This window comes from Bdellovibrio sp. NC01 (assembly GCF_006874625.1).
Taxonomy (GTDB): domain Bacteria; phylum Bdellovibrionota; class Bdellovibrionia; order Bdellovibrionales; family Bdellovibrionaceae; genus Bdellovibrio.
In genome coordinates this window covers 1,582,066-1,605,476 of the sequence record NZ_CP030034.1, presented here as the reverse complement: position 1 = coordinate 1,605,476, position 23,411 = coordinate 1,582,066, and the positions used below count along the sequence as shown (strand labels likewise).

Annotated in this window: 22 protein-coding genes; 7 read left to right on the top strand and 15 right to left on the bottom strand. The window is 46.0% G+C overall.

The window, feature by feature from the left end; translation table 11 throughout:
• Positions 1-109: 109 nt before the first annotated feature.
• The 4 genes from DOE51_RS07665 to pheS all read right to left on the bottom strand — a co-directional run bounded on the left by DOE51_RS07665 (position 110) and on the right by pheS (position 4,683).
• Positions 110-700 (bottom strand): MerR family transcriptional regulator, encoded by a 591-nt coding sequence (locus DOE51_RS07665; RefSeq protein WP_246845481.1) that lies wholly within the window; start codon positions 698-700, stop codon positions 110-112.
• A complete protein-coding gene (locus tag DOE51_RS07660) occupies positions 666-1,004 on the bottom strand; it encodes an integration host factor subunit alpha (protein WP_142698220.1) in 339 nt (112 codons plus the stop codon). The genes DOE51_RS07665 and DOE51_RS07660 overlap by 35 nt, the downstream gene beginning before the upstream one ends.
• A gap of 182 nt (positions 1,005-1,186) precedes the next feature.
• Entirely contained in the window at positions 1,187-3,661 is a 2,475-nt protein-coding gene (pheT, locus tag DOE51_RS07655) for a phenylalanine--tRNA ligase subunit beta (protein ID WP_142695955.1), read from the bottom strand.
• Positions 3,658-4,683 carry a phenylalanine--tRNA ligase subunit alpha gene (gene pheS / locus DOE51_RS07650; protein ID WP_142695954.1) on the bottom strand — a complete coding sequence of 342 codons (1,026 nt, stop codon included), beginning with the start codon at positions 4,681-4,683 and terminating at the stop codon, positions 3,658-3,660. Before pheS ends, pheT begins: the two co-directional genes overlap by 4 nt.
• A 109-nt stretch (positions 4,684-4,792) precedes the next feature.
• Here pheS and rsmG point away from each other — a divergent pair, with 109 nt between their 5' ends.
• The 5 genes from rsmG to DOE51_RS07625 all read left to right on the top strand — a co-directional run bounded on the left by rsmG (position 4,793) and on the right by DOE51_RS07625 (position 8,793).
• Positions 4,793-5,659: a 16S rRNA (guanine(527)-N(7))-methyltransferase RsmG gene (gene rsmG / locus DOE51_RS07645; protein WP_142695953.1), complete on the top strand. Its 867-nt coding sequence runs from the start codon at positions 4,793-4,795 to the stop codon at positions 5,657-5,659.
• A 77-nt stretch (positions 5,660-5,736) separates the two neighbouring features.
• Positions 5,737-6,858, top strand: a complete 1,122-nt coding sequence (locus DOE51_RS07640) for a helix-turn-helix domain-containing protein (protein ID WP_142695952.1) — start codon at positions 5,737-5,739, stop codon at positions 6,856-6,858.
• On the top strand, positions 6,855-7,280 hold the full coding sequence (locus tag DOE51_RS07635; RefSeq protein WP_142695951.1) for a hypothetical protein: 426 nt from the start codon (positions 6,855-6,857) through the stop codon (positions 7,278-7,280). Before DOE51_RS07640 ends, DOE51_RS07635 begins: the two co-directional genes overlap by 4 nt.
• Before the next feature lie 2 nt (positions 7,281-7,282).
• Entirely contained in the window at positions 7,283-8,044 is a 762-nt protein-coding gene (locus DOE51_RS07630) for an RNA methyltransferase (protein WP_142695950.1), read from the top strand.
• Between the two features lie 53 nt (positions 8,045-8,097).
• On the top strand, positions 8,098-8,793 hold the full coding sequence (locus DOE51_RS07625; RefSeq protein ID WP_142695949.1) for a DNA alkylation repair protein: 696 nt from the start codon (positions 8,098-8,100) through the stop codon (positions 8,791-8,793).
• Here the strand turns inward: DOE51_RS07625 and DOE51_RS07620 are convergent.
• Entirely contained in the window at positions 8,775-9,488 is a 714-nt protein-coding gene (locus tag DOE51_RS07620; RefSeq protein WP_142695948.1) for a GNAT family N-acetyltransferase, read from the bottom strand. The genes DOE51_RS07625 and DOE51_RS07620 overlap by 19 nt on opposite strands.
• A gap of 20 nt (positions 9,489-9,508) precedes the next feature.
• On the opposite strand from DOE51_RS07620, the gene DOE51_RS07615 reads away from it, so the two are divergent.
• Both DOE51_RS07615 and DOE51_RS07610 read left to right on the top strand, forming a co-directional pair.
• Complete coding sequence (locus DOE51_RS07615) at positions 9,509-10,114, top strand: ATP-binding cassette domain-containing protein (protein WP_142695947.1); 606 nt, start codon at positions 9,509-9,511, stop codon at positions 10,112-10,114.
• The gene (locus tag DOE51_RS07610; protein WP_142695946.1) at positions 10,111-11,352 is read left to right on the top strand and encodes an ABC transporter permease; all 1,242 of its coding nucleotides are present in this window, start codon (positions 10,111-10,113) and stop codon (positions 11,350-11,352) included. The genes DOE51_RS07615 and DOE51_RS07610 overlap by 4 nt, the downstream gene beginning before the upstream one ends.
• A 100-nt stretch (positions 11,353-11,452) precedes the next feature.
• Here the strand turns inward: DOE51_RS07610 and DOE51_RS07605 are convergent, their stop codons facing one another.
• The 10 genes from DOE51_RS07605 to DOE51_RS07560 all read right to left on the bottom strand — a co-directional run bounded on the left by DOE51_RS07605 (position 11,453) and on the right by DOE51_RS07560 (position 23,262).
• On the bottom strand, positions 11,453-12,340 hold the full coding sequence (locus tag DOE51_RS07605) for a mevalonate kinase (RefSeq protein ID WP_142695945.1): 888 nt from the start codon (positions 12,338-12,340) through the stop codon (positions 11,453-11,455).
• Complete coding sequence (gene mvaD, locus DOE51_RS07600) at positions 12,330-13,310, bottom strand: diphosphomevalonate decarboxylase (protein ID WP_142695944.1); 981 nt, start codon at positions 13,308-13,310, stop codon at positions 12,330-12,332. The genes DOE51_RS07605 and mvaD overlap by 11 nt, the downstream gene beginning before the upstream one ends.
• Entirely contained in the window at positions 13,307-14,203 is an 897-nt protein-coding gene (locus DOE51_RS07595; RefSeq protein ID WP_246845533.1) for a hypothetical protein, read from the bottom strand. Before DOE51_RS07595 ends, mvaD begins: the two co-directional genes overlap by 4 nt.
• An 18-nt stretch (positions 14,204-14,221) precedes the next feature.
• Positions 14,222-15,541 (bottom strand): hydroxymethylglutaryl-CoA reductase, degradative, encoded by a 1,320-nt coding sequence (locus DOE51_RS07590; protein WP_142695942.1) that lies wholly within the window; start codon positions 15,539-15,541, stop codon positions 14,222-14,224.
• Positions 15,538-16,581 (bottom strand): type 2 isopentenyl-diphosphate Delta-isomerase, encoded by a 1,044-nt coding sequence (gene fni / locus DOE51_RS07585; RefSeq protein ID WP_142695941.1) that lies wholly within the window; start codon positions 16,579-16,581, stop codon positions 15,538-15,540. The genes DOE51_RS07590 and fni overlap by 4 nt, the downstream gene beginning before the upstream one ends.
• Positions 16,582-16,594: 13 nt before the next feature.
• Positions 16,595-16,942, bottom strand: a complete 348-nt coding sequence (gene rplT / locus DOE51_RS07580; protein ID WP_142695940.1) for a 50S ribosomal protein L20 — start codon at positions 16,940-16,942, stop codon at positions 16,595-16,597.
• A gap of 40 nt (positions 16,943-16,982) precedes the next feature.
• Complete coding sequence (gene rpmI, locus DOE51_RS07575; RefSeq protein ID WP_142695939.1) at positions 16,983-17,174, bottom strand: 50S ribosomal protein L35; 192 nt, start codon at positions 17,172-17,174, stop codon at positions 16,983-16,985.
• Positions 17,175-17,363: 189 nt separating this feature from the next.
• Positions 17,364-18,620, bottom strand: coding sequence for a DUF3443 family protein (locus DOE51_RS07570; RefSeq protein ID WP_142695938.1), 1,257 nt, complete (start codon positions 18,618-18,620; stop codon positions 17,364-17,366).
• Positions 18,617-19,099 carry a DUF2844 domain-containing protein gene (locus tag DOE51_RS07565; RefSeq protein WP_142695937.1) on the bottom strand — a complete coding sequence of 161 codons (483 nt, stop codon included), beginning with the start codon at positions 19,097-19,099 and terminating at the stop codon, positions 18,617-18,619. The genes DOE51_RS07570 and DOE51_RS07565 overlap by 4 nt, the downstream gene beginning before the upstream one ends.
• Before the next feature lie 185 nt (positions 19,100-19,284).
• The gene (locus DOE51_RS07560) at positions 19,285-23,262 is read right to left on the bottom strand and encodes a hypothetical protein (RefSeq protein WP_142695936.1); all 3,978 of its coding nucleotides are present in this window, start codon (positions 23,260-23,262) and stop codon (positions 19,285-19,287) included.
• Positions 23,263-23,411 lie beyond the last annotated feature (149 nt).

Sequence of the window (23,411 nt, the reverse complement as noted above, 5' to 3'; positions counted from 1 at the left end):
GCCCTCGACGCCAAAGGCGTCGAAGCGACGAGGCAGGAAGCCGTGCCGAAGAAGCAAAAAGAAAGCTCTGCCTCTCCAGCAAATCCCCGCACTACCGAGGACCCACAAACTACAAGAACATCTGACGAACGCGGCGGATATCCATAACGAGTTCATCAACCGCTTCATTCAAGTGATCGATCTTAGTGTAAACTTGAGTCATGTCTTTTTCTTTACGGACATGAGCTTTCAGTTCTTTCATTGCGTTGCGAGCGCCTTCGATAGAGAAGCGGTCGCGGTGCAAAAGCTTTCTGATCAACAGCGCGTTTTCCACGTCTTTACGAGTGTACATACGTTGGTTGTTAGAAGCTTTTTTAGGCTTTAGAACTTCGAACTCAGTTTCCCAGTAGCGAAGAACGTATTGTTTGATGCCCAGAATTTCTGCAACATCACCAATTTTAAAACCCATTTTATCTGGAATCGCTTTGATCTCCTCCAGAAGTTTGTCATCACAAAGCATCGCTGGAATAGAAACAGGAACGATGTCGTTCGCGTTTGCCGTAGAGCCTTCAGAAGTCTCTTCAACGAATTCAAGATGTTGATCGCCCAAATTAAGTTCTGTGTTATCAAAACTCATTTGCTCTTCAACAACTTCTTGAACTGTTTCATCCAAGTCAGTCATCGGATTATTCATCATCACCGTAGTCATCGTCGTCGTCATCGTCATCATCCTTGAGGTGAGCGTACTCTTCACCATTCAGCATCGCCTTCAATACTTGAGACGGTCTGAAAGTGAGAACACGACGTGCAGAAATTTTGATTTGTTCGCCAGTTTGTGGGTTACGTCCGATACGTTCGTTTTTGCCACGAACGACGAAGTTACCAAAACCAGAAATCTTAACCTTTTCACCGTTTTGCAAAACAGTCTTCAAGGTATCAAAGCAGAGTTCAACCAACTCTGATGCTTCTTTCTTCGAGAAACCGATCTTTTGATACACGTTCTCGACGATATCGGCCTTCGTCACAGTTGATTTACCTAAGTTTTGGCCAGCCATAGTGATCCTTCACTTTAATTACTTGCTTCAGCTTGCGCGCCTATTTGTACTCCTGCTTTGCAGGAGTTGTTCGGCGCTTCAGCTCTGCCGGCTTCCGCCGGAAAATGCCTACTTAACTTAAGCCTAGCAAGCATTTGAAAACAATCAAGAATTTATCTCACAGAAAGATCAAAATTCTTTTTGAGAGATTCAAGTACCTTCGTAGTTACCTCGTTGATCTGCGCTTCTTGCAGCGTGGCATTTTTGTCTTGAAGCCACAAACGGATCGCTACGGATTTTTTCCCAGCTTCCATTTTTTCGCCTTCGTACAAGTCAAAAACGTCAACATTCACAAGCAAACCAGCCGCAGCTTTACGGATGTCTTTCAAAACGTCGCCGACTTTCAAAGTCTTCGGCATCACGAAAGCAAAGTCGCGCTCTACGATCGGGAACTTCGAAACACTTTGGATACGGTAAGGACGTGGTTGGCCTTTATAAAGCTGATCCAAGTCAAACTCACCCACCGCCGCAGGCACACGGATCTTATTATCATCCAAAAGAACCGGATGAAGAGTTCCGATAAAGCCTACTTTTTTGCCTTCAACCAACAACTGCGCATACTGCCCATGATGGATGAACGCTGGCACTTCGCTAGAATCTTTAGCAGAGACCCACGTATACGAAGAGATATTCAAAGTTTTCAAAAGCGTTTCAACAGTCGCCTTCAACTCAAATACCAATGGATAGTCCAAAGACTTATTCCAAAGATTTTCGTTTTTACCCCACAATGCAAAACCAATGTGCGAGCTTTCATTGTAGCCACCGTCTTCTTTTACAGAGAACGTCGAACCAATTTCAAACAAACGGCCAAACATGTTGCCGTAATGGAAATTCGTGTTCAAATTTCTGAAAAGACCAAAACTCAAAGAAGATCTCATCACGTCCATTTCCTCATTCAGAGGATTCATGATGCGAATTTCTTTATCACTCACGGCAAAGCCCGCCGCTTTCAACGCTGCTGACGAACCCAAGAAAGCCTTTTCAGCTTTCGAGCCCACGAAGGCAAAGTTGAACGCTTGTTGGAAACCTTCCGCACGAACGATTTCAGATGTTGAACGATTCAACATGAAAGCTTTGTCGTGGTTTGATGGAGACTTCACGAACACCGGCAATGTTTCAGGAATGTGTTCGTAACCATTCAAACGCGCGTACTCTTCAACCAAGTCCATGTCTTGTTCAAGGTCGAAACGGAACGTTGGCGGAAGAATTGTATAAGTTGCTCCAGCTTGCGCGCCTGCCGTCGCTCCAGCACTGCCGGCTGCCGCCGTAATCTGACAACCCAAGCGTTTCATGAAATCAACAAACTTCGCTTCTTCCGCTTGGTAACCCAAACGATCAGAAACTGTTTGCACAGAAATAGTGACTGGAGATTTCTTCACTGGATTTGGATAGAAATCATGGTGATCAGCAAACGCTTCGCCACCAGCAACTTCCAAAATCAAAGCCGCAGCACGATTCAACGCACGCAAAGCTCCGTCTGGATCGACACCGCGAGAAAAGCGGTAAGCAGAATCTGTATCGATACCGTGAGTACGTGAAGTTTTACGCGCACTCATTGGAATGAAGTAAGCAGCCTCCAAAAAAACTTCTGTCGTGCCATCAGTCACGCCAGAGTTTTTACCACCCACAACACCCGCCAAACACACTGGATGAGAAGCATCACGAATCGTAAGCTCTTCGCCAGTCAATTTGATTTCAGTGCCATCCAAAGTGATGAATGATTCACCAGCAACCGCGCGATCCACGATGATTTTTTTACCACCAATAAAATTAGCATCGAAAGCATGAAGAGGCTGACCCAATTCCATCATCACGTAGTTAGTCACGTCGACGATGTTATTGATAGAATTCAAACCAACGCTTTCAATACGTTTCTTCAACCATTCAGGCGAAGCACCGACTTTAACGCCTTTGATGTAGCGACCTGTATAACGAGGACACAAATCAAAAGCCTTCACATCAAGAGCGATCGCTGATTTTGTTGATTGCGAAGAAGTTTTCACTTCAGAAGAAGGAGCTTTCAACTCTTTACCAGTTAAAGTCGCAACTTCACGAGCCAAACCAAAGTGGCTTAAGCAATCCGCACGGTTCGGAGTCACCTTCAATTCGAAAGTGATATCGTCATAACCACCGTACTGCGCATAAGACATACCCACTGGGGCATCCGCAGGAAGAATCGCGATACCGTCAGATTCTTTAGCAAGACCCAACTCTTTCAAAGAGCACAACATCCCTGCTGAATCAACGCCACGAACTGCTGATTTTTTGATCGCAAAATTGCCCGGCAAAACCGCGCCTGGCAAGGCCACGATCACACGGTCACCCGCTTTGTGATTTTGCGCGCCACAGACGATTTGATGAACAACGTCACCCGTTGAAACACGACAAAGAGAAAGTTTGTCTGCGTTTGGATGTTTGTCTTTTTCTAGAATGTGACCAATCACGACGTGATTGAAATCTTTCGCACGATTTGTGATTTCTTCAACCTCAAGTCCTGCGCGAGTCAATGCTTCCGCAAGTACTTCTGGCTTTTGGAAGTACTCTGTCACATCAACATAATCTTGGAGCCATTTTAGACTGATCTTCATTTTACAAACTGCCTTAAGAAACGAACGTCATTTTCAGGGAATAAACGAATGTCTTCGATGCCGTACTTGATGATAGCCATACGCTCAACACCGAAGCCGAATGCGAAACCTTGATATTTTGGATATTCGATTTTCGCTGCTTGGAACACTTTCGGATTCACAAGACCGCAACCGCCGATTTCAATCCAACCCGATTGCTTACAAAGACTGCAGCCTTTGCCTTTACAAATTGGGCATGAGCAATCCACTTCCGCAGAAGGCTCTGTAAATGGGAAGAAGCTTGGACGGAAACGTGTTTTCAAACCTGGGCCAAAATATTCGCGCACGAAGAAACTGATGGTTCCCTTCAAATCCGCCATCGAAACTTTTTCATCGACACACAAAGCTTCAATCTGGTGGAAGTTCGGCAAATGCGAAATATCCGAGTCACAACGGAACACAGGCCCCGTACCGATCACACGAAGTGGCAACTCCTCAGTTTCCAAAGAGTGAATTTGAATTGGTGATGTGTGCGTACGAAGAACATGCGACTTATCAATGAAGAAAGTATCTTGCATGTCACGCGCCGGATGATCGGCTGGAATATTCAACGCTTCAAAGTTGTAGTAGTCCTTCTCGATGAGTGGACCCGTACGAACAGAATATCCAAGACGCGACATCACCGTGAAGATCTCTTCAACAACCATGTTCACCGGATGTTGCGTGCCTTTGTTGCGAGTCAAACCCGGCAACGTCAGATCGATTTCTTCCGCTGCCATCTTCGCAGAGATCTCTCCCTTTTTAAGATGCTCTTCAGCCTCTGTGTAAGCAGTTTCAAGAAGCTGCTTCACTTCGTTGACCTTTTTACCAAACAGAGGTTTTTCCTCTTTCGGCAATGAAGCCATCTCTTTCATGATTTCTGTAAGGGAGCCGTTTTTACCAAGATATTGAACTTTCAAATCGTAAAGTTCTTTAGAGCTCGGAGCCGCTTTAAAAGCTGCTAAGGCGCTGTCTTTGATGGAATCTAGTTTCAGTAATGACATAGGCGTCCATAATGGCTTGAAAATAAAGGCTTTTCAAGGACTTGAGCTTTTTCACACAGTGCAAAAAAGGCTTGAACTTTGGGTCCTGGAACCCTATCTTCCTCCGTCCATGGCTCACAAGAACACAAAAAACTACAGTCCCTATAAGGCTCGCCAAGAAGCACGTCAAAAAGACGGCAAAGCCCCGGCTCAGGCGAATTCCAATCAGGGACGTCATAAAAAACCTGAAACGATCTATGAGTTGCACGAAGCCAACGATCGTATTGCCGATGTTTTCCGCAATCACCGCTTCGATATGGTGAGCCACGAACAACGCCTAAATCTTGCGCATTTTTACCGTTTGTTGATGCTGAATCAGGAAAAAGAGAATTTCACTCGCCTGTTGAAGCTTCGTGATATCGCGATCAAGCACTTCATCGACAGCATCATCATCTTGAAATACACGGATTTGAAATTTCCATTGATCGACGTCGGAACGGGCCCAGGATTTCCTGGCATTCCTCTTAAGATCATGTTCCCGAACGAACAGATTCTTTTGGGCGAGGGCGTGCAACGTCGTGTGGAGTTTTTGAAACACGTGCGCCAAGAAATGAAGCTTAAAAATTTGGACATCATCGGTCGCAATATCAATAAGCATTTCGTTTATCCTGTGAATGGTGTGATCACTCGCGCGGTCGAGGATATCGGCAATACTTTAGGTAACGTGATCAGTTGCTTGAACATTGGTGGCCGTGTGTATTTCATGAAAGGCCCTGGGGTTGATCCTGAAATCGAAATGGCCAAAAAAACTTGGGGCGAGTACTACAAACTGGTCGATAATATTCCTTACACGTTGCCGGAAACTCCTCACGAGCGCCGCTTGGTCGTGTATGAAAAGATCAAACACATGCCATTACCAGAAGACGATGAAGGCGAAGAGCTTCTGATGGATGAACTTTCTAGCGATGAAAAACGTCGCTGGTCTCAGTACAAATAACTGCTCATTAAAAGTTTTTTGTAAGTTATTTTAAGAATTGACTCACCTACCTCACGGGGCTATCTCTAGCCCCCTTGATGAAACAGACGCAGAATCCTCTTATTCGAATCACTCAATTGGAATACCAAAAAGGTCATTTCCAAGAGGCGTCTATTTCTGCGCGCAAAGCCGCTAAAGAAACCCTTGAAAGCAAGAATTTCCCCGAGTGGCTAGAGGCGTGTCGTTTACTTCTGCAATCAGGTTTTGAACTCGACAGCATGTTTGAGTTTGAATCGCAACTAGCTTGCCTTCAACAATTCGACAAAGACACCCAAGGCCCCTTAAGCGCCGTCGTAAAATGCCTGCTTGCACACTATTCGATGTTACGTGGGGAATCTGCGGAAACCGCAGTAAAATTGCACGAAGCTATTGATACGGCAGCAGCGACACAGAATCTTGAATACTTCGCACGCTCCCTCGCTTTGGGGGCTTTCTGGTACAGCTGGGAACCTCAACGCAATATCAGCAAAGCGATAGAGTATCTTGATAAGTTAGATATTTTAATTGCCGAGCTGGGCCTTTTCGATCTGTCTATAAACTCATTGATGTATCGCTCCTTCTTCGCCATGGATCGTGGGCACCTGGATCGCGCTCATGATCTTGCATGGCAGGCTTATGAAAAAGCGCAACATCACGGTCATCAATTCGCATTGCCAACGGTGCTTGTGCAAATTTCTCGCGTACTTTTGGCGCAAAAACGTCAGGATCTTTTCCAGCTTTACGCCGAGCTTGCGTTGAAGGCTGTCAGCGCTCAACGTCACCCGCGTTTGTATCGTCAGATTTCTGATTTCTGCGCGAAAAATCTGGTTAAAACCCAAAGCAATTTTGACTTCGTTTTAGACGAAGAACAAAATGTTCTGAAAGAGCGTGAAAAAGGTTACATCGATTTCCGCAATCAGCATATCTTGCTGGAACTTGCCGTCTTGTTCTTAAAAAATCCGGGAACTCGCTACAGCAAAGAAGACTTGATCGAAAATATCTGGAAGCAAGCTTATGATCCAGATATCCACGACAATTTGATCTACGTTTCTATTAAAAGACTGCGTCTATTGATGGAACCGAACTCGGAAAGTCCAAAATACATCCTACGCGACCGTCAAGGTTACTATTTGAATGCGCAAACTCAAATCCAATTGAAAACACGAGAGGAAAAAGTATGAAACACTTCTTCTTAATCATCTTGAGCCTATTCTTCACAGCCGGATCATTGGCGCATCCTGGTGGTCCCATTACTCCGCCATGGCCTCTGAGCATTTCGACTGCGCCGTTAGATATTGAAACCCTTCCAGGCGAATGGGTTGCATACTCGCACAATACGATCTGGTTCTTACAAATTGAATTGAACGCCAACGGTCGCGGCCTTGCTGCTATCCACATTCAATCGAATGCGATTCGCAATCACAAAGTGGATGGATGGTTAGCTCCGGATCAAAATGCTTTGATCGGTGAAATTTTGGTCGATGAAAATCGCAGCCAAAAAATCATGATCTTCAAAGATAAAGACGGCACAAAATTGCGTATTGCCGCAGGCGGAAATGGCTATTACGATCTTAAGCTGTATAAACGCGAAAAAGGAAAATAGTCATGACAGAGATCACTTCAAAAAGTAACGAACACTTTCGTCGTTGGAGTGATCTATCGTCTGCTCGCGGAATCAAAAAACACAATGAATTCATTTTGATGGGTGAAAAGCTGATCGAAGAATTCTTGGCAAATCCCAACTTCAAAGTAAAAGCTGAAATCATTCACGAAGACTTGCGCTCGCTGACGCCAACGTCTTCGGTGGCACAGTTTGGTCGCATCCCCGTATTCAAACTTCCGAAAGCGATGTTTAATGAGTTGGATGTGGTGGGAACTCATTACAACTTGTTGGTTCTTGAGCCGAAAGCTCTGCCTGCCTTGCCGAATGATCACAAAGTTCAAGGTTTAGAACTTGTTTGCCCATTGGGTGATCCAGGCAATCTGGGGGCACTGGCGCGTTCAGCTTTAGCATTTGGTGTAAGTAAACTGATCCTGACGGAAGAAAGCGTTTCCCCCTACCATCCCAAAGCAATCAAAGCGTCAGCCGGAGCGATGCTGAAACTTCCGATGTTTAAAATCGGAAAATTTGCAGAGTATGTGTCTTCTCATGAAGGCCTTTGGGCTTTGGACATGAAGGGCGAAAATGTCGCAAAATTCAATTGGCCTAAAAACTTGCAACTAGTGATCGGCGAAGAAGGCCCCGGCTTTAGCGGTATCAAAGGCTTGCAACGCCTGTCCGTTCCGACTCATGGAGTGGAATCTTTGAATGCGACTGTGGCAGCATCAATTGCGCTTTTTTCTTACGCGAACTCTGTCAAAAATTAGTTCTTCTCATTTAGCGCTGCTTATACACACTCTTTGTTAAGGATCTGTGTCTTATGGAATTGCAAAATGACGTTTTAAAGCAAAGATCACCGAAAAAAGCTGCGTTCCTACAAGGCTTTTTTAAAACTGGCAAAGGGCAATACGCTGAAGGCGATATCTTTTACGGCCTGACAGTAGGACAGTCCCGCGCGCTCAGTCGCAAGTACAAAGATCTATCCTTCACTGATCTGCAAATCTTGATGAATTCCGAAATTCATGAAGAGCGTTTGATTGCGCTGCTCATTTTGGTTTTACAATACGAAAGCACGGACGATTCAAAAGTTCACACGCGCATCTATAAATTCTTTTTGAAGAACTCAAAGCGGGTCAACAACTGGGATCTGGTCGACTCTTCCGCTCCGAATATTGTTGGCAATTATTTACTAAATCGCGATCGTGCGATTCTTTATAAGTATGCTGCTTCAAAAAATCTGTGGCAGCGACGTATTGCGATTATTTCAACCTTCACTTTCATTCGTAATAATGATTTCAAGGACACCTTGAAGATCGTAAAACTTTTGATGAGCGATAAGCACGACCTGATTCACAAAGCTTGCGGCTGGATGTTGCGCGAAGTGGGAAAACGTGATGTCGCAGTTCTTAAGAAGTTTTTAAATGCAAATGCAACAAAACTCCCACGCACAGCTTTACGTTATTCCATCGAACACTTTCCAAAATCAGTGCGCGATTCCTATTTGAAATTGAAATGAGTTGCGACGGCAGGTGCCGCACTGTCGACATCTAAAACGGTCATAAAGTCGTAACAATCTAAATCTGCATCGAACACGGGTTGCAAACATACCAGAGCCCCCGCCATCAGGTACGCCCTTAATAAACTGGGCAACAATCGTCTGCGTAACGGTTGCGTATGGGCCCGCTCTAACACAACGGCATTTTCAGAAAAATACCCATGACGAGCTGTGATTGAATTCTGTGCGATAACGTAGTTTTCGTTCTTCAGATAGCTCATGATATCTAGAACTTGTTCGGAACCTTCGGTTGTGACACTCGCTAATCCAAAAACGTATCGCACTTGATGTTCCTTAAAGAATTCACTGAGCGCACGCCATAGCAAGTGAATGACTCGGCCATCGCGATAATCTGGATGCACGCAGGCCCAGGCAAGTTCAACTTTGATTCCTGGCTTCTTCTTGAATTCTTCAATCAGGAAATCATCTTCAGTTTCGAAGCGTTCTGTTTGCGTGGAAAGTGTGACGCGGTAGGCTCCGATAATTTGCTGCTCATCGTTTCTGATAACCAAGTGATGGGCAAGCAGATCAGCATCGCTTAAATACTCTTTAATTGCAGGAAAGCAGAGCTTTCGCAGCTTAAGAACTTCGCGCAGACTTGATTCGTCTTTGCACCAGTTCACTTGAAATTGAGATTTGCTTGCTTGATTCACCATTAAAAGAATAACATTTGTTCATGGAACTGCAACTTCAAGGCATCGAAACACCCTATTTTAAAGTCTCGAACTTTAGCCTTTCCCCAGGAAAACGTCTGTTGATCAAAGGTCCAAGTGGTACTGGTAAGACGACTTTCCTTCATCTCTTAGCGGGTTTATATACTCCTACCGCGGGTGACATTCAGTGGGATCAGAAATCCATTAAGAGCTTATCTGAAAGTGAACTCAGTCACATTCGTAGAACAAAGATGGGTTTGGTCTTTCAAAATTTGAACTTACTAAGCTACCTAACCGCGACTGAAAATATCGAACTGAGCGGCGCCAGTCGCGAAGTCGCGCATGAGTTGCTGGGTAAAGTCGGTTTGGCCGAGAAAACCTCACGCCGCACTCAGCAATTAAGCCTGGGCGAACAACAGCGTGTCGCCGTGGCCCGCGTTTTAGCGCAAAAGCCTGAATTAATTTTAGCCGATGAACCCACATCCAGCTTAGATGATAAAAATGCCGAGCACGTGATGAACTTATTAATCGGCGATTTGCGCGAGCAAAGTCTGGTTATGGTCAGTCATGACCACCGCATTGAAAAGTTTTTTACTGACATCGTGCCTGTACAGGAGTTGCTAAGATGAATTCATTCCGTCTTTCATTCTTGTATTTGCGTCGTCATCTGTTTGCGACTTCAATCACGGTCTTTGCCTTGGCCCTGGCCATTGCCGCGGTGACAATTCTTTTAAAGTTAGAAATCCTCTCGCACTCGCGCTTTAATACTTTGGCAGAACAAAGTGATGTGATCGTGGGCGCAAAATCAGGCGGCATTGATATTTTATTAGGCGCTTTGAATTTTGAAGGCGATATCCCCGCTTATGTTCCGCAAAATCTTTATGAAACGTTGAAGGCTAAAAAAGATATTTCTTTTGAAGACCAGACGACTTACCGCGAGTCTTTCGTAATCACACAGATTGCTCCGATGTTGATATTCGGAAAGTACAATGGCTTTACCTTAATCGGTACCGAAGCAAGTTTCTTAAATTTGCAGCCTTCTGCAAGTGCTCCACAAATTTCTGAAGGCGCATTTCCGTCTGGTGTTAAAGAGACAATCGTTGGTTCTGCGGTTGCTGCAAAAGAAAATCTCAAATTGGGCGATTCGCTTTATGTGCATGCGCGTATTCACGATTCTTCGCAAGAAAGTTCTGCTTTTGCTGTGAAAGTTGTCGGTATTTTAAAGCCAACTGGAAAAATCTGGGATCAAGGTATCTATACAAATCTTGAAACGGCTCAACAAGCCGTGATGGCGACTCCGGGCTATCAAACAATCTGGGGCCCGCATATTTTAAGTTATTTTTTGATTAACATCAAAGAAGGCGGCGAAGCTTCGCTTGCAACTTTGATCAACCAAAGAACTGTTTCGCAACTGGTCTTCGTCGATAAAGAAAAGAAACACTTGGAAGAACTAACGGGTTCAAGCAAAGAGCTGCAATTCTTAGTTGTCGGTGCCTTATTAGTCTTAAGTACTTTGACGGTGCTTGCGGTGTTCTTTACGCGTATCGAAGCGCGTTCTTTGGAGTTAGCGGTGTTGCGTGCCTTAGGATGGGCTCGTCGTGATTTGACGGGTTTATTATTAATTGAAGGCTTCTGGATGGGACTTGCGTCTATCGTTCTTGCCGCAGTGATTGATGTCGTTATGAGTCCGGTGATTCTTGCAACCGCGGGTTCACAATTGCCGGCGGCGACAGCAAGCACATGGCCACCATGGATGATCTTAGTAACAGGCTTATTAGCATTGATTGCTATTGCCATCGCAAGCTTACCGCCTTTGTGGCGCTTGTATCGCCAAGACGTTCACTCCGCCCTACGCAATATTTCTTAAATTCGCTTTCAACTTTTGAAAATTAAAAAGGGACCTTTGGGTCCCTTTTTAATTCAAATACTTAATCTTAATTTAGTTAGTTTTTTTCGAAAGATTCCGACTAACAGGGAATCAGTTCTTTAAGAACTTCTGGCGAAGGCTCTGAAGTCCATAATGATAGAACATAACCGCCACCGCCCGAGCCCGTTGGTTTCACGGCAATCGCGCCATTATCACGCAGCCATTGAATATGTTTCGCGGGTGCGCCTTCGTTAAGTCCCCACTGTTCAAAACATTGACCGGCTTGATTGATGGCATCGATCAATTGCGCTTGGGCTTCAGGTGAATTCCACAGCAAAGCTTTTTGGGCAAGCTCGACCGCTTCACGCATTTCCTGATCAATGCGATGACCGCGTGTTGGATCTTTTGCGATTAATTCTTTTACTTTGTTCACAGCGTCCACAGTGACTCCGCGTTTGCCGGTATAAGAGATATACCAACGTGGTTTCCACTGAGTTTCCAAATCTTTGCGCTCGCCATCACGAACAAAACGCAAACCTGTGCCCGACAAGGCCACCGCGATATCGACACCACTGCTTTCGCCGTGGAATAGATTTTCTAAGTTACGAGCGAACTCATAGAACTCAGACTCTTCCACATAACCTAAAAATCCCAACCAACGAGTCAAAGCCACACACAACGCTGCCGAAGCACCCATACCGGCGCCCACAGGTAAAGAAGATTTAATTGAAAGAGAACCCTTCAATTCATTGCGCGAAAACTTTTTCATCTCGCAGGCTTTTTCCAGAACGCCCCAAACTAGTAATTGCAACTCTTGGCCGTGATCACCTTCAAGATGTAATTCCAAAGCTTGTGGACCCGCCTGATAATCAAGCTCTAAAAAACGCGAGCGAATCGGAAATACCAGCGCAGGAATTCCGCGAAGAACAGAATGTTCCCCTGCAAGAATCCATTTGCCGAATGCTTTGCATGAAAAACTAGTGGACATTTTCTTTAACACCTTCAAAAGCCAAGACTTTAAAGTCTTTACCGAAATGTTCACGATATTCAGCGAAAGATTTCTTTTGATCGTTTCTGAAAAGCATGTGCACGTTCGCACCAGCATCCATTGTCACCAACGGACCGTCTTGCCATTTGTTCCAAAGTTTTTGGCAATCTTCCAAAACTTTCTTTGAACCATCTGTCATATAGCTAAAGGCCGGGGTGCTTGTTTCAAACAAGCGATGCATATCGATGAATTCATCCCACACGATTTGACGAGCCATGTGCCAGTCGTTGAAGCGCAAAGCATGGACCAGGTCTTTTAAACGGATCTCTGCACGCTCAGGGCGGCCATCAAAGCGCGGGCTTGTTGTTACAAGCTTATGCGCATCAGAACTTGAAACTTCTTTCTTTGAATCTTCAACCACCACAACGATGTGGTGCATGTGCGTGACCTCAAGACCCATGGGTTCTGCATACTCCGCCTGCCACAATGCCCACGGAGAAAACAAAGAACGACATGAAGAGCCTGAACCCATGCGCGAAAGTTCAGACAAAGTTTTTTTATCTTCACCCCACGGCTGTGGATTCATTTTCTGAAACATTTCTGCGGCAGCTAAAGTCAAAGCCGCAAAACTTGAAGCCGAACTTGCAAGACCACAGTCCGACGGAAAGTTATTGCCCGATTCAACCAAGAAAGACTTTGTGATGCCCCAACGATTTTTCAACATTGCTAAATGTTTTAAAAAACGCTGCTGCCCTTTTTCAGACAATTCAATTTTTTCAAGGTCTTCACGCACCAAGGGTTTCCATTGATCTTGCGACCCTTCAATTTCAGTCAAACGAACAAACGTGCGCAAGTTTTCAAGTGTATACGACAACGAACCGTTCGTCGGTTTATTGCCCGTCGTATCGGTCTTACCCATGTACTTAATCAAAGCAATATTCGACGGTGCTGAAGTTAAAACTGAATTCATACATTCTCCTTCACACTCACCTGAAGACCCGAAGAGATTTGTTGGTGAGAGGAAACAATAACCAGGCCCTTTTGCTGGCAGTAAGTTTTCAAAGCGAGCGATTGATCTTTTGCGACCACCGCTAATAGAACGTCAGAGCCTAAAGCTCCGCAGCCCTTCACCGCTTTCACACCTGCCAAAGGACGAATTTCACTGAGTAGCTTCAAAGTATTATCGCAAGTAAAACCCAACGCCTGAAGATTCATGGCATAAAGGTTCACCGCTTGAACGAACAATTCGCTTTGATGAGTTTCAAACGATTCCTTCGCCATCGCGAAACTTTTCTCTAGACCTGAAGAATCAAACTCATTCAATGCACGCAAATGTTCGTGCGTCGCAAGTTTATGACCTGTGTGGATCAGATAAAATTCCAAATCCGTGAACGGCCAGCTTGCGACCGACAAGAAGCCTCTTTTTTTCTCAAAGAAAGTTAAAGAGCCTTTCAGTTGTCCTACAAGGTCTGCTCCACTGGGTGGAAAGCCTTGTCCATTCCAAGCATACTTGTTGTATGTCTCTAGCAGATGCTTGAAATCGAAAAGTTTTTCCATGTCTTGTTGATGCGCTTCTTTATAAAGCCACAACGAATACACACCTAAGAATTGTGCCGTCGATGCACCGAAGCCGCCCTTACCTTGGTAAGGATCTTTGAATTCAAGACCGAATTTATTAAAATATTCCTGATGAGCCGCCACGAATTTTCCCGCAGGAGAATCCGGATGAATGCTGCCTAAACCTGCGCCGTTTTCTTTTACGATCAACTCGAAATTAGGATGAGTCAACGCAACCAGAGTTGGCCCTCCGTGAAGAGCCAAGTACTCACCTAAAAGAAAAGTTTTGCCGGGAATAGAAAGCACCAATGCCAAGGAAGACCCCTAGGAATGATGATGAGTCGTTGTAGAAACTGTTTGGCCAGAACCAGAACGAAGCTCTTTCAAGACGTCGATCGCATTGCTTAAAGAAATACGTTTACGGATTGCCAAGATTTCTTCCAATTTCTTTTGCACCAAAGGAATTTCTTTTTCTTCAGCACCAGCACCTAATGCCAGGTTCTTCGTGTGAAGTTTCATGTGACCTTCGATGATACCCACAGTCGTCAATGCTTTCAAAGCACCCAAGTTTTGCACAAGGCCGACAGCAGCAATCACGCGCGACAATTCGTTGGCTGATTGCGTGCCCAACATCTTCATACACAACATCGCTGTTGGGTGAAGAGTCGTCACACCACCAACAGTGCCCACAACTAGTGGCGCTTCGAAGACGCCCGTCAAGCCACCATTTTCACGGTACCAACGAGTGATCGAGCGATATTGACCATCACGGCAAGCGTAAGCATGAATGCCCGCTTCGACAGCGCGCCAGTCATTACCTGTCGCCACCAACACCGGATCGATACCGTTAAGAACACCTTTATTATTTGTAGCCGCACGATAAGGATCTTGTTGTGCGAACAAAGAAGCTTCTTCAATTTTTTCAGCCAATTCAGCATCAATGTCTTTGATGTGCACAACCGCTCTTGTGATTTTTGTATCCACAAGATTTGAAAGAATACACATCGTCACTTTTTCGCCAGTGAATTGCTCGATCGGCTCTTTCAAGAATTCGCACACTTGATTCATGATGTTTGCACCCATTGCATCGCATGGGTCCATCAAGACGTGCACTACAGCCATATCGCTGCCGTCACCACGAGGCACACGGCGAACTTGGATGTCACGAACTCCACCACCGCGACGAACCAGGCCGAAAGCCACTTCGCGGTTTGAGATTTCGATCATGTAGTTTTTCTGAGAAAGAATTTGTTTTTCAAAGTCTGCGAAATTTTTGATTTTCGCACACTGAATTTGACCGATGATTTCAGCGCCCACAACTTCCGTTGTGATTGAACCTGATTCACGGATCCATTTTGCACTTTTACAAACGGCAGCAACGATCGAAGTTTCTTCAACCGCCATCGGGATGACAAAGTCTTTGCCATCGATACGGAAGTTCGTTGCAACACCCAAAGGCATTTGGAAGTAACCAATGACGTTTTCGATGAACTTTTCACCCAAAGATGTATCGCGCAAACCACCCTTAGAAAGATATTCGATATCAGAGTCTTGCAAAGCGCCCACTTCACGGAGTGCTTTCAATCTTTCTTCACGGGAAAGTTTGGAGAAACCTTTAAAAACATCTTGAAGTTGTTTTTTCATAGAATCACCTTCTTCGTTTGCAGATCCTGCAGAGTTCGACAACCAGTACAGAACATTGTGATCTTAAGTTCGGCCTCAAGTCTATCGAGCAATTTCTCTAGTGCCTCATCACCTTGCAGAGCGGCTTCAAGGAAAGGTTTCGCAATCCCCACCTTTTGCGCTCCCAGAGCGATCAGTTTGCCGACATCCAAGCCGGTTCTAACTCCACCTGAAGCCCACACTTCGTAAGAAACGCGAGCTTCTTTGGCGTTACGCATAGAATCGACTGTGCTAATACCCCAGTTTTGGAAAGTCTGCGCGATCTGATAAAGCATATGGCTTTCTTCAGAGCGATAACCTTCCACACGTCCCCAGTGCGTGCCGCCTTTACCTGACACATCCACCCCGAAAACACCTGCGTTTTGCAGACGCTTCAAAGTTTCTGTAGAAAAACCGCAGCCCACTTCTTTGACGATCACAGGAATGCCCGCGAACTTCACAAGATTTTCTATCGCATGAAGGCCATCTTTGAAAGAAGGAGTTCCTTCGGGCTGTAAAACTTCCTGCAGTGGGTTCAAATGCACAAAAAGTGCGATCGCCTCTGTGGCCTCGATAAGCTTTTGAATCTTATCAATCGGAGTCTTAATCAGTTGTGTGATTCCAATATTTCCCAATAAACGCGCGTTCGGTGCTTGTTTGCGCACTTGCGTCCACTCTTGGGCAGCATTGGAATCATCCAACTCACGACGTTGCGAGCCCACGCCCATCAAGATCTGACGACGATCACTCAAACGCGCCAATGCCTCGTTGATGAAACGACCGTGTTCGTGTCCTGCTGTCATGGAAGAGATAAAAATCGGAGAAGAAAGCTTCAGAGATGTGTTCGAAAAAAAGAAAGAGGTCGAAATATCGACCTCTTTAAAATTCAAATCAGGCAAAGCCTCATGAATCATTTGGATCGAATCCAACCCATTTTGTCCCTCAGTCTGCGACCTTGGATCCAGCGCGATGCGAATATGATCGCGCTTTCTTGTTTCAAATTGGGTTGTTGATTCGTCCATTGCTTTGGGTTGATTACGCCAAAGCGTGTTTGCAAAGAGCTGCGAAGCCCGCTGCATCAGTGATAGCCAAGTCAGCCATTACTTTTCTGTCTACTTGGATACCAGCTTTGATCAAACCACCGATCAAACGAGAGTATGTTGTACCGTTCAAACGAGCAGCTGCATTGATACGTTGATTCCACAAAGTGCGGAATGCACGTTTTTTAGCTTTACGATCGCGGTAAGCGAACGCCATACCACGGTCATTTTTCTCAACCGCGTGGATGTATGAGCGAGAACCCGCTGCATAATAACCTTTTGCTCTTTTTAGAACTTTTTTGTGACGAGCACGATTTGTTTTACCACTTTTTACACGAGCCATTTTCTATACCTCAGACTTATCTATATTTGAGAGAGTTAAATTAGAATACCAAGCAACGACGCGCTTGAAGCAAGTTTGCGTCTTCAACGTATGATGTTTTGCCTAGTTGTCTTTTAGTCTTTGAGCTCATGTGAGAGTTCAAGTGACGCATGCGAGTGCTTTTCTTTTTGATTTTACCGCTTGAAAGAACTTTCATGCGTTTCTTAGCGCCAGAGTGTGTGCGCATTTTCATAATACTTACCTTCTACCCGATAAGGCGTCTATCCCGAGGGGGACAGCTCTTAGTTATGCCCTAGCCAGTTATAATTATGGACTCATCGTTTTAGGTCGAAGTACCGGGAAAATCAAGCTTTTTAAGGGCTTAGCCACATTCTTTGGCCAAACCCTCATCCGATACAAAAAGTGATGTGATTATAGATACTTAGAAGGCGTAGAAAGCCTGAGTCGCGTTCGAAGTCCCGTTCACAGTCGAGCTCTTCCCATAGATTCCCGTATAGACGGTGCGACCAAAGAAGAACGGCAGTCCCCAGTCAAACACATAGGTGCCACTCATGCGTAAATAGCCGCCCGTGTTAGAAGCGTAATTGTCGCTATAATAGGCAGCATAAGTATTCACCACATTGAACGGCACAGACACTGACGGAGTTGAACCCGAGTAAGGTTTCATTGTCGCTGAAGTCTGCACCGTCTCGTCAGGACAATAGAACACCGTGCCTGAACAGATCGGCAATGACGAACTTGTCGGCGGGAAGTACAACCCGTTCGATCCACTGTCGATGAACGCTGTATAACTTGAACCGTTATAGGTCGTTTTCATATAACCGTTGCTATCCGTGATGAACATGGTCGACGAATTTGAAGGCTGATTATTCGCGCGCGTGTTGATGCCGAACACTAAATAGCCACTTGCAGACACAGCACCCGTCACTGGAATTGCCGGAAGAATCAAAGCAGACCCATTGCTGTCATCAATACCGCCCAGAGTATCGAGTCCCGCTACGGGATTACGAACCTGACTTGCCAAAGGAGCCACAGAACCTGTGCATGCACTTCCTTGAGTAGCAGCGTTACATGCGTAATAAAGACTATTGTTCGAAGAAGCGACACAATCAGTTCCGCAGTCACGATCACGAACGCCCACACCAAGAATACCATTATACTGAGCTGCAACCGGATCACTCTCAGCTTCTGCACAACTTGAAGGAACTGTTGCGTAATTGGCTTGGATCAATTGAATCGGAATATTTGAAGCCGTCTCGCCACCCATTTGAATGTCTGCAAGCTTCACGGGCCCCCAATGACAGGTGCCATCAGCGAAGTTTGTAACTTTCGCCAATTGCTTCGTAGCACCGACATTCATCACACTCGTCAAATTCAGTGTGCTTACCTTCGAAGCGAAGACACGCAGGCCACTACTGCCTGTGTCTAACAATAACTTATCGACAACGATACAGTGTGTCGTCCCAGGTTCACAAACAGTCGCGGATACGCACGGCATGTTCATATAGCCACAAGACACATCGACAGAGATCACGTTTACCCCGTTCATGGTTGGAGCGTAAACCGCTGCGCCATTTGGTAAAGCATCGACGTTACTTTGAGTACCGCCACCACCAGCACCACCACTACAGGCCGTCAGAGCAAAAATCAAAGAAGTCAGTAAAAAGATAATTCTCATTGAAGATCCTCTGGTGCAAGACCCGCTGGAAGAAGTTTCGAGATATAGGCCATGCCCTTCATAGAAGCGCCGACAGTCATGTTGCTAAATACAAGATCTGCTGTTTCAACTGTTGCAATACGACGATTGCGGTTTGGCGTTTTAGCAGCAACCTTTTCTTTGTAAGCCGCATAATAACTGCCGAAGGTCGCGGCTAAATCCGGCAACCCCGTCCCGCTCCAAGAAACAGCGAAAACAACGCCAGAAGAGTTTACGTATTCTTTGATCACCCGCACGTCTTCAGTGATTTCGCGAACCGTGTACGACGCACCTAACGAAGAAGTTTTTGAGGACGTCTTCATGTTGGATGTTGATTGCGCGGAGACTTTTGCTTGCAGTGAAGAATTGGAAGAGATGTTTTCCCCTAACGCTGCGGCTTGAGCATTCGTCCAAGCGCAGGTCGCTGCAATCACAATGGTGGAACGTAGGAAACGATTCATTAGAACCTCTGTCCTATTATTTTCGGCTTTTTTGTAAGGAAGGAATAGAGGAAACCGTCAGACTTAACACTTCTATTCCATAGTGAATATTTCATTTTGAGACTGTTAAAAAGGTGTGGAAGCCATACCCATTTTCAGGAACATCTGCACTAGACTTTGGAACGATATATGAGCGTATTGAAACATTAATTGCTAACGCGAGCGCAGTTAAACTGCGTGCGACGGCTGCCCGACACTACTTTTGCAGCTCCTGAATTTTGATAGACAGTACAGCCCACCGTTCCACCCGTCGTATAGAATGTCGTCGTCGTTGAAACGGTACAGACGTTTTGATTGCAACCAATTCTATTTCCAATGTCAGGCAAGTCACCTTGTGCAGTACCCGTAAAGCCCGTGAAGATGTCAAACGGCGCAGCTGCCGTTGCACCATTTGCTTCGAAGTCCGCCTGACACATACACACGTACATTCCGGCAGCCGAAGCAGGAATCGTGAAATATCCAGTGGCGGCGTTATACGCATTTCCACGATTGTACGAAACAGTTGGGTTCACCACGACCGTCGTGAAGTTAGAAGGAATACTTTGCGACGAACTGTGCGCTAAAAATGCAAGCGGAGTAAAGGCTGCTGTGGTTTGCGTCGTTCCATCTGGAAACTTCACGCCTCCGGTTGTGCTTTCAATTGTTCCATTCACAGTCAACTGCGATCCTGGTGCCGACGTGCCGATACCGATTTTACCATTTTGATCGATGCGCATGCGCTCAGTAGTCGCATTCGTTCCGTTGGCGGTTGTAGAAAAGAAAATCGCCGTACCGTTGTTGGTTGCACTACTCCAGTTTTCTGTCGCAGCAATCGCCATACCCGCGCGAGAATCATTGTTTTCAAAAAAGTTATTGGCTTTTCCCGTCCAATAACCGCTGGCATTGAACATTCCTATGTTATCACCGTTCTGAACCGCCGTTGAAACGCTTGCAGTACCGCGTGCTGTGAATAAGCGCACTGCATTTCCGACTCCGCCTGTGCCGTTTTCATAAGCTTGTATTGCTAAACCGGTTGCACCCGCCGAGGTATTATTCATGTTGATCGAGACCGGCCACAACGGAGCCGTGTTATTAATCCCGATTTTCCCATTTTGAATTGTCAGCTCGTTACTCAAGAAAGTATTCGGTGCCGCTGCATCAACAAGTCCCAACTGCATAATCGCTTGCGCCTGCGTCGAGCCCGTGTAAGCGGCTGATATTTTATACGCGTAAGCTCCAGCGGTCCCTGACGCAAAGTTAGAGTTGTTCGTTAGATACAGACCGCCTTGATAAGGGGTCGTACCATTTGATTGAATGATGACTCCACCATTGCTTGCAGCACCAGTAGCTTGGAAGTTGGCTCCACCGTTTACGTGCAACAAACTGTTCGGTGCAGTCGTATTAATACCGACATTTCCCGCTGCCGAGATGCGCATTCGTTCTGCGATATTGCCAGCACCTGAGCCACGAGTGAAGAAACTCATATAGGTCGGTAAATCTCCTGTTGATGGAGCGCTTTCAACCAAAGCGCGAATGCGGGCGCCCGGCAAAAAGTTTGTGCCGTCGCTTCCTTGGAAATACACGGTTCCTAACTCATCACCCGATGCTAAAGAAGTTTGCGCGTTTGAAACATCTCCGCGCGCGTGAGCCAAAATCAAATTCGCGCCAGCGATATTGCTTTGGTAGGAAACACTTGCAGTTGATGCTGCATCAGAACTCACACCTGACGTCGATAAGCGTGGCGTGAAATTATAAAGACCCGTATATGGATTATAAATATTTGTGAGAGCTGCACTACTACCCACCCACACACTGCCATTTGTAATGGGACGATATACATTGCTACCAGAAACCGACCACACACCGATTGCTGAATCCAATTTCGCCGCAGTAACTGCGCCGTTTGCGATCGTCGTTGCTGTTGATCCAGCGGATGTTGTCACATCACCTGTTAACGCTGGCATACGTGCGGCTGCCAAGGTGCCAGACGTGATTGAGGCCGTATCAAGACCCGTGATACTTGTACATGAAAGCGTATCAGTGATTGAAACCCACGTTAGTGTTTGTGCCGCCGTACAACTTGTTGCGGGAAATGCAGCTGAAGCTTGTGTGATACTCGAACGAATATCACCCAAGCTTAAGAATTTTGGCACGTAAGAACTTGTACCGTCATAGCGAAGGACTTGTCCGCCCGACGACGGCGATGTTGCAGACACAGCCACACCTTGAATTTTTGCGACCGTCGGTCCCGGATAAGAGCCTGACAAATCACCACTCGCTGAACCTGTTGGTGCAGCCCCTGTGGTGGCAATAGATATAGAACCGTTGCCATTGGTAATACTGATGCCTGTGCCGGCCGTAAGGTTTGCTTTCGACAATGTATTGCCAGACGAATTGCCAATCAAAAGTTGACCGTCAGTAAATGACGTTTGCCCTGTGCCGCCCTTATTCACTGGCAACGTGCCTGTTGTGTCCGTTGAAAGATTAACAGTTCCATTAGCGGCCGAAGTGATACGGCCTTGCGCATCGATCGTAATCGCAGGATGAGTATAAGAGCCAGCTGTCACTGCCGTATTTGCAAGATTCAATGTCACGGCACCCGTTGTGCCGCCACCAGATAATCCTGTGCCCGCAGTCACACCTGTGATCGTGCCACCAGATCCCGTCGCAGAAGCAATCGCAACCCAGGCGCCCGAATTGTACTGATAAATAATTTTGGTATCCGTTGCGAAATAAATCGCACCCGCTGTCGGAGAAGCAGGCTTGCTCGCATCAACTCCCGTTTGGATCGAAGGTGTTCCACCGTTGTTAGTTAAATAATTTCCAGCAGCTTGTTTGTTATTAAACGTGTTCCAATCCGCAGAAGAAAGATAACCGTTGGTTGACGTAGTCGCCTGTGCGATCGAAATCGCTGGCGTCGTCGTGGTATTTGTCACCGTAATCGGCGCTGATCCCGTCACAGAAGTCACCGTTCCCGCATTGCCTGCAGGCAAAGTCGTCGGCACCCATTTCGAACCATTCCACTGCAAAACCTGATTCGCTGTCGGAACTGTCGTGTCCACTGGTTGGTTCTGCAAAGCTACGACTTTCGCAGCACCAATAGAACCTGTGACATCTCCCGCAAGACCGACGTTGATAGCCTGACATAAGAAGTTTCCAGAAACGGAATTCCAATACAACGTTTGACTTTGGGTACAGTTCGCACTCGCAACCATCGTGTTAAAAGACGAGGTTGCTAGTTTCGCTGATAAATTCGCAGACAATCCAGTGATATCACCAATTGCTAAAACATCAGCTACCCATTGTGACCCACTATAACGCAAGGTCTGACCTGCTGTCGTTGGCGCGACCGCACTGACGCTAGTGCCTTGAATCTTTGCGACAGTTGGATTAGGCAAAGTCCCCGAAAGATCTCCACCAGCGGCAGAACCTGATTGCAAAGCGCCGACGATGCGCGAGTCATTCCCCGCAGCCACAGTATTTGCCGTCGTACCAACATTCAAAGTAATCGCTGGAGTTGAAGATCCATTTGCAATCGTAATATAGGAATTTGCTGAAGTCACATTCGTGACAGTCCCACCACTTGCACCACTGACTGGCGAACACGCGAAGTTCGTTCCATCAAAAGTAACGAACTCGCCCGCAGAGCATGCGGTTAAGGAAGTCTTCAAAACGAAATCAGAGGCAACGTTATTCCCAAGCTTCGCCGCAGATCCTGCAAAGCCCGAAAATGGAACCGAGCGAATGATTGAATCCGGAGTAATTAATTTCCAACCTGAACCGTCGTGAAATTGCACACGCAACACACGTCCATCTGTTGCCAGTGGCGTGTATGTTGAAGTTCCTCCCTCGCACGAAAGAGGTGTCGCATTATTGAAGGCGCTTAAGATGTAGAACGTACCTGATGTTGGCCACGACACTGAGCCGCTGCCGATTGGCACATCAAACACGCCTTTTGAGTTGCTCATGTCGATGCCGTTCACTTGCTCGCGATAAATCGTGCACAAACCTGCGGGATCTAAAATTTGAAATTGAAATGAAACGCTGTTGCTTTCAAGAGGACTGCCGTCACTTTTTAGAATACGGCCTTGATAAGTCAAACTTTGCGGAGCTGCTGCGGCTAACAGCGATCCGAACAGAGTCATTATGAACAAGAGACGTGCAAGAAGATTCATGACTAACTTATCGGTTTAATTGCGGAAACATTGACGCTTTTGGTAGTGAATTCTTTCAATGAGACGTCCGATTAACATGATTTTAAGACTCTATTTCCCTCTCCCCAGACGTTGATCTT

Bases quoted from the DNA above. Each gene is read 5' to 3' on its own strand.
- DOE51_RS07625 (WP_142695949.1), top strand. From the start codon at position 8,098: ATGGAATTGCAAAATGACGTTTTAAAGCAAAGATCACCGAAAAAAGCT.
- rpmI (WP_142695939.1), bottom strand. From the start codon at position 17,174: ATGAAAATGCGCACACACTCTGGCGCTAAGAAACGCATGAAAGTTCTT.
- DOE51_RS07560 (WP_142695936.1), bottom strand. From the start codon at position 23,262: ATGACTCTGTTCGGATCGCTGTTAGCCGCAGCAGCTCCGCAAAGTTTG.
- DOE51_RS07605 (WP_142695945.1), bottom strand. From the start codon at position 12,340: ATGTCCACTAGTTTTTCATGCAAAGCATTCGGCAAATGGATTCTTGCA.
- DOE51_RS07565 (WP_142695937.1), bottom strand. From the start codon at position 19,099: ATGAATCGTTTCCTACGTTCCACCATTGTGATTGCAGCGACCTGCGCT.
- fni (WP_142695941.1), bottom strand. From the start codon at position 16,581: ATGGACGAATCAACAACCCAATTTGAAACAAGAAAGCGCGATCATATT.
- DOE51_RS07640 (WP_142695952.1), top strand. From the start codon at position 5,737: ATGAAACAGACGCAGAATCCTCTTATTCGAATCACTCAATTGGAATAC.
- rsmG (WP_142695953.1), top strand. From the start codon at position 4,793: ATGGCTCACAAGAACACAAAAAACTACAGTCCCTATAAGGCTCGCCAA.
- DOE51_RS07615 (WP_142695947.1), top strand. From the start codon at position 9,509: ATGGAACTGCAACTTCAAGGCATCGAAACACCCTATTTTAAAGTCTCG.
- pheT (WP_142695955.1), bottom strand. From the start codon at position 3,661: ATGAAGATCAGTCTAAAATGGCTCCAAGATTATGTTGATGTGACAGAG.
- pheS (WP_142695954.1), bottom strand. From the start codon at position 4,683: ATGTCATTACTGAAACTAGATTCCATCAAAGACAGCGCCTTAGCAGCT.
- DOE51_RS07635 (WP_142695951.1), top strand. From the start codon at position 6,855: ATGAAACACTTCTTCTTAATCATCTTGAGCCTATTCTTCACAGCCGGA.
- DOE51_RS07620 (WP_142695948.1), bottom strand. From the start codon at position 9,488: ATGGTGAATCAAGCAAGCAAATCTCAATTTCAAGTGAACTGGTGCAAA.
- DOE51_RS07610 (WP_142695946.1), top strand. From the start codon at position 10,111: ATGAATTCATTCCGTCTTTCATTCTTGTATTTGCGTCGTCATCTGTTT.
- DOE51_RS07630 (WP_142695950.1), top strand. From the start codon at position 7,283: ATGACAGAGATCACTTCAAAAAGTAACGAACACTTTCGTCGTTGGAGT.
- rplT (WP_142695940.1), bottom strand. From the start codon at position 16,942: ATGGCTCGTGTAAAAAGTGGTAAAACAAATCGTGCTCGTCACAAAAAA.
- DOE51_RS07665 (WP_246845481.1), bottom strand. From the start codon at position 700: ATGACGACGACGATGACTACGGTGATGATGAATAATCCGATGACTGAC.
- DOE51_RS07590 (WP_142695942.1), bottom strand. From the start codon at position 15,541: ATGAAAAAACAACTTCAAGATGTTTTTAAAGGTTTCTCCAAACTTTCC.
- mvaD (WP_142695944.1), bottom strand. From the start codon at position 13,310: ATGAATTCAGTTTTAACTTCAGCACCGTCGAATATTGCTTTGATTAAG.
- DOE51_RS07570 (WP_142695938.1), bottom strand. From the start codon at position 18,620: ATGAGAATTATCTTTTTACTGACTTCTTTGATTTTTGCTCTGACGGCC.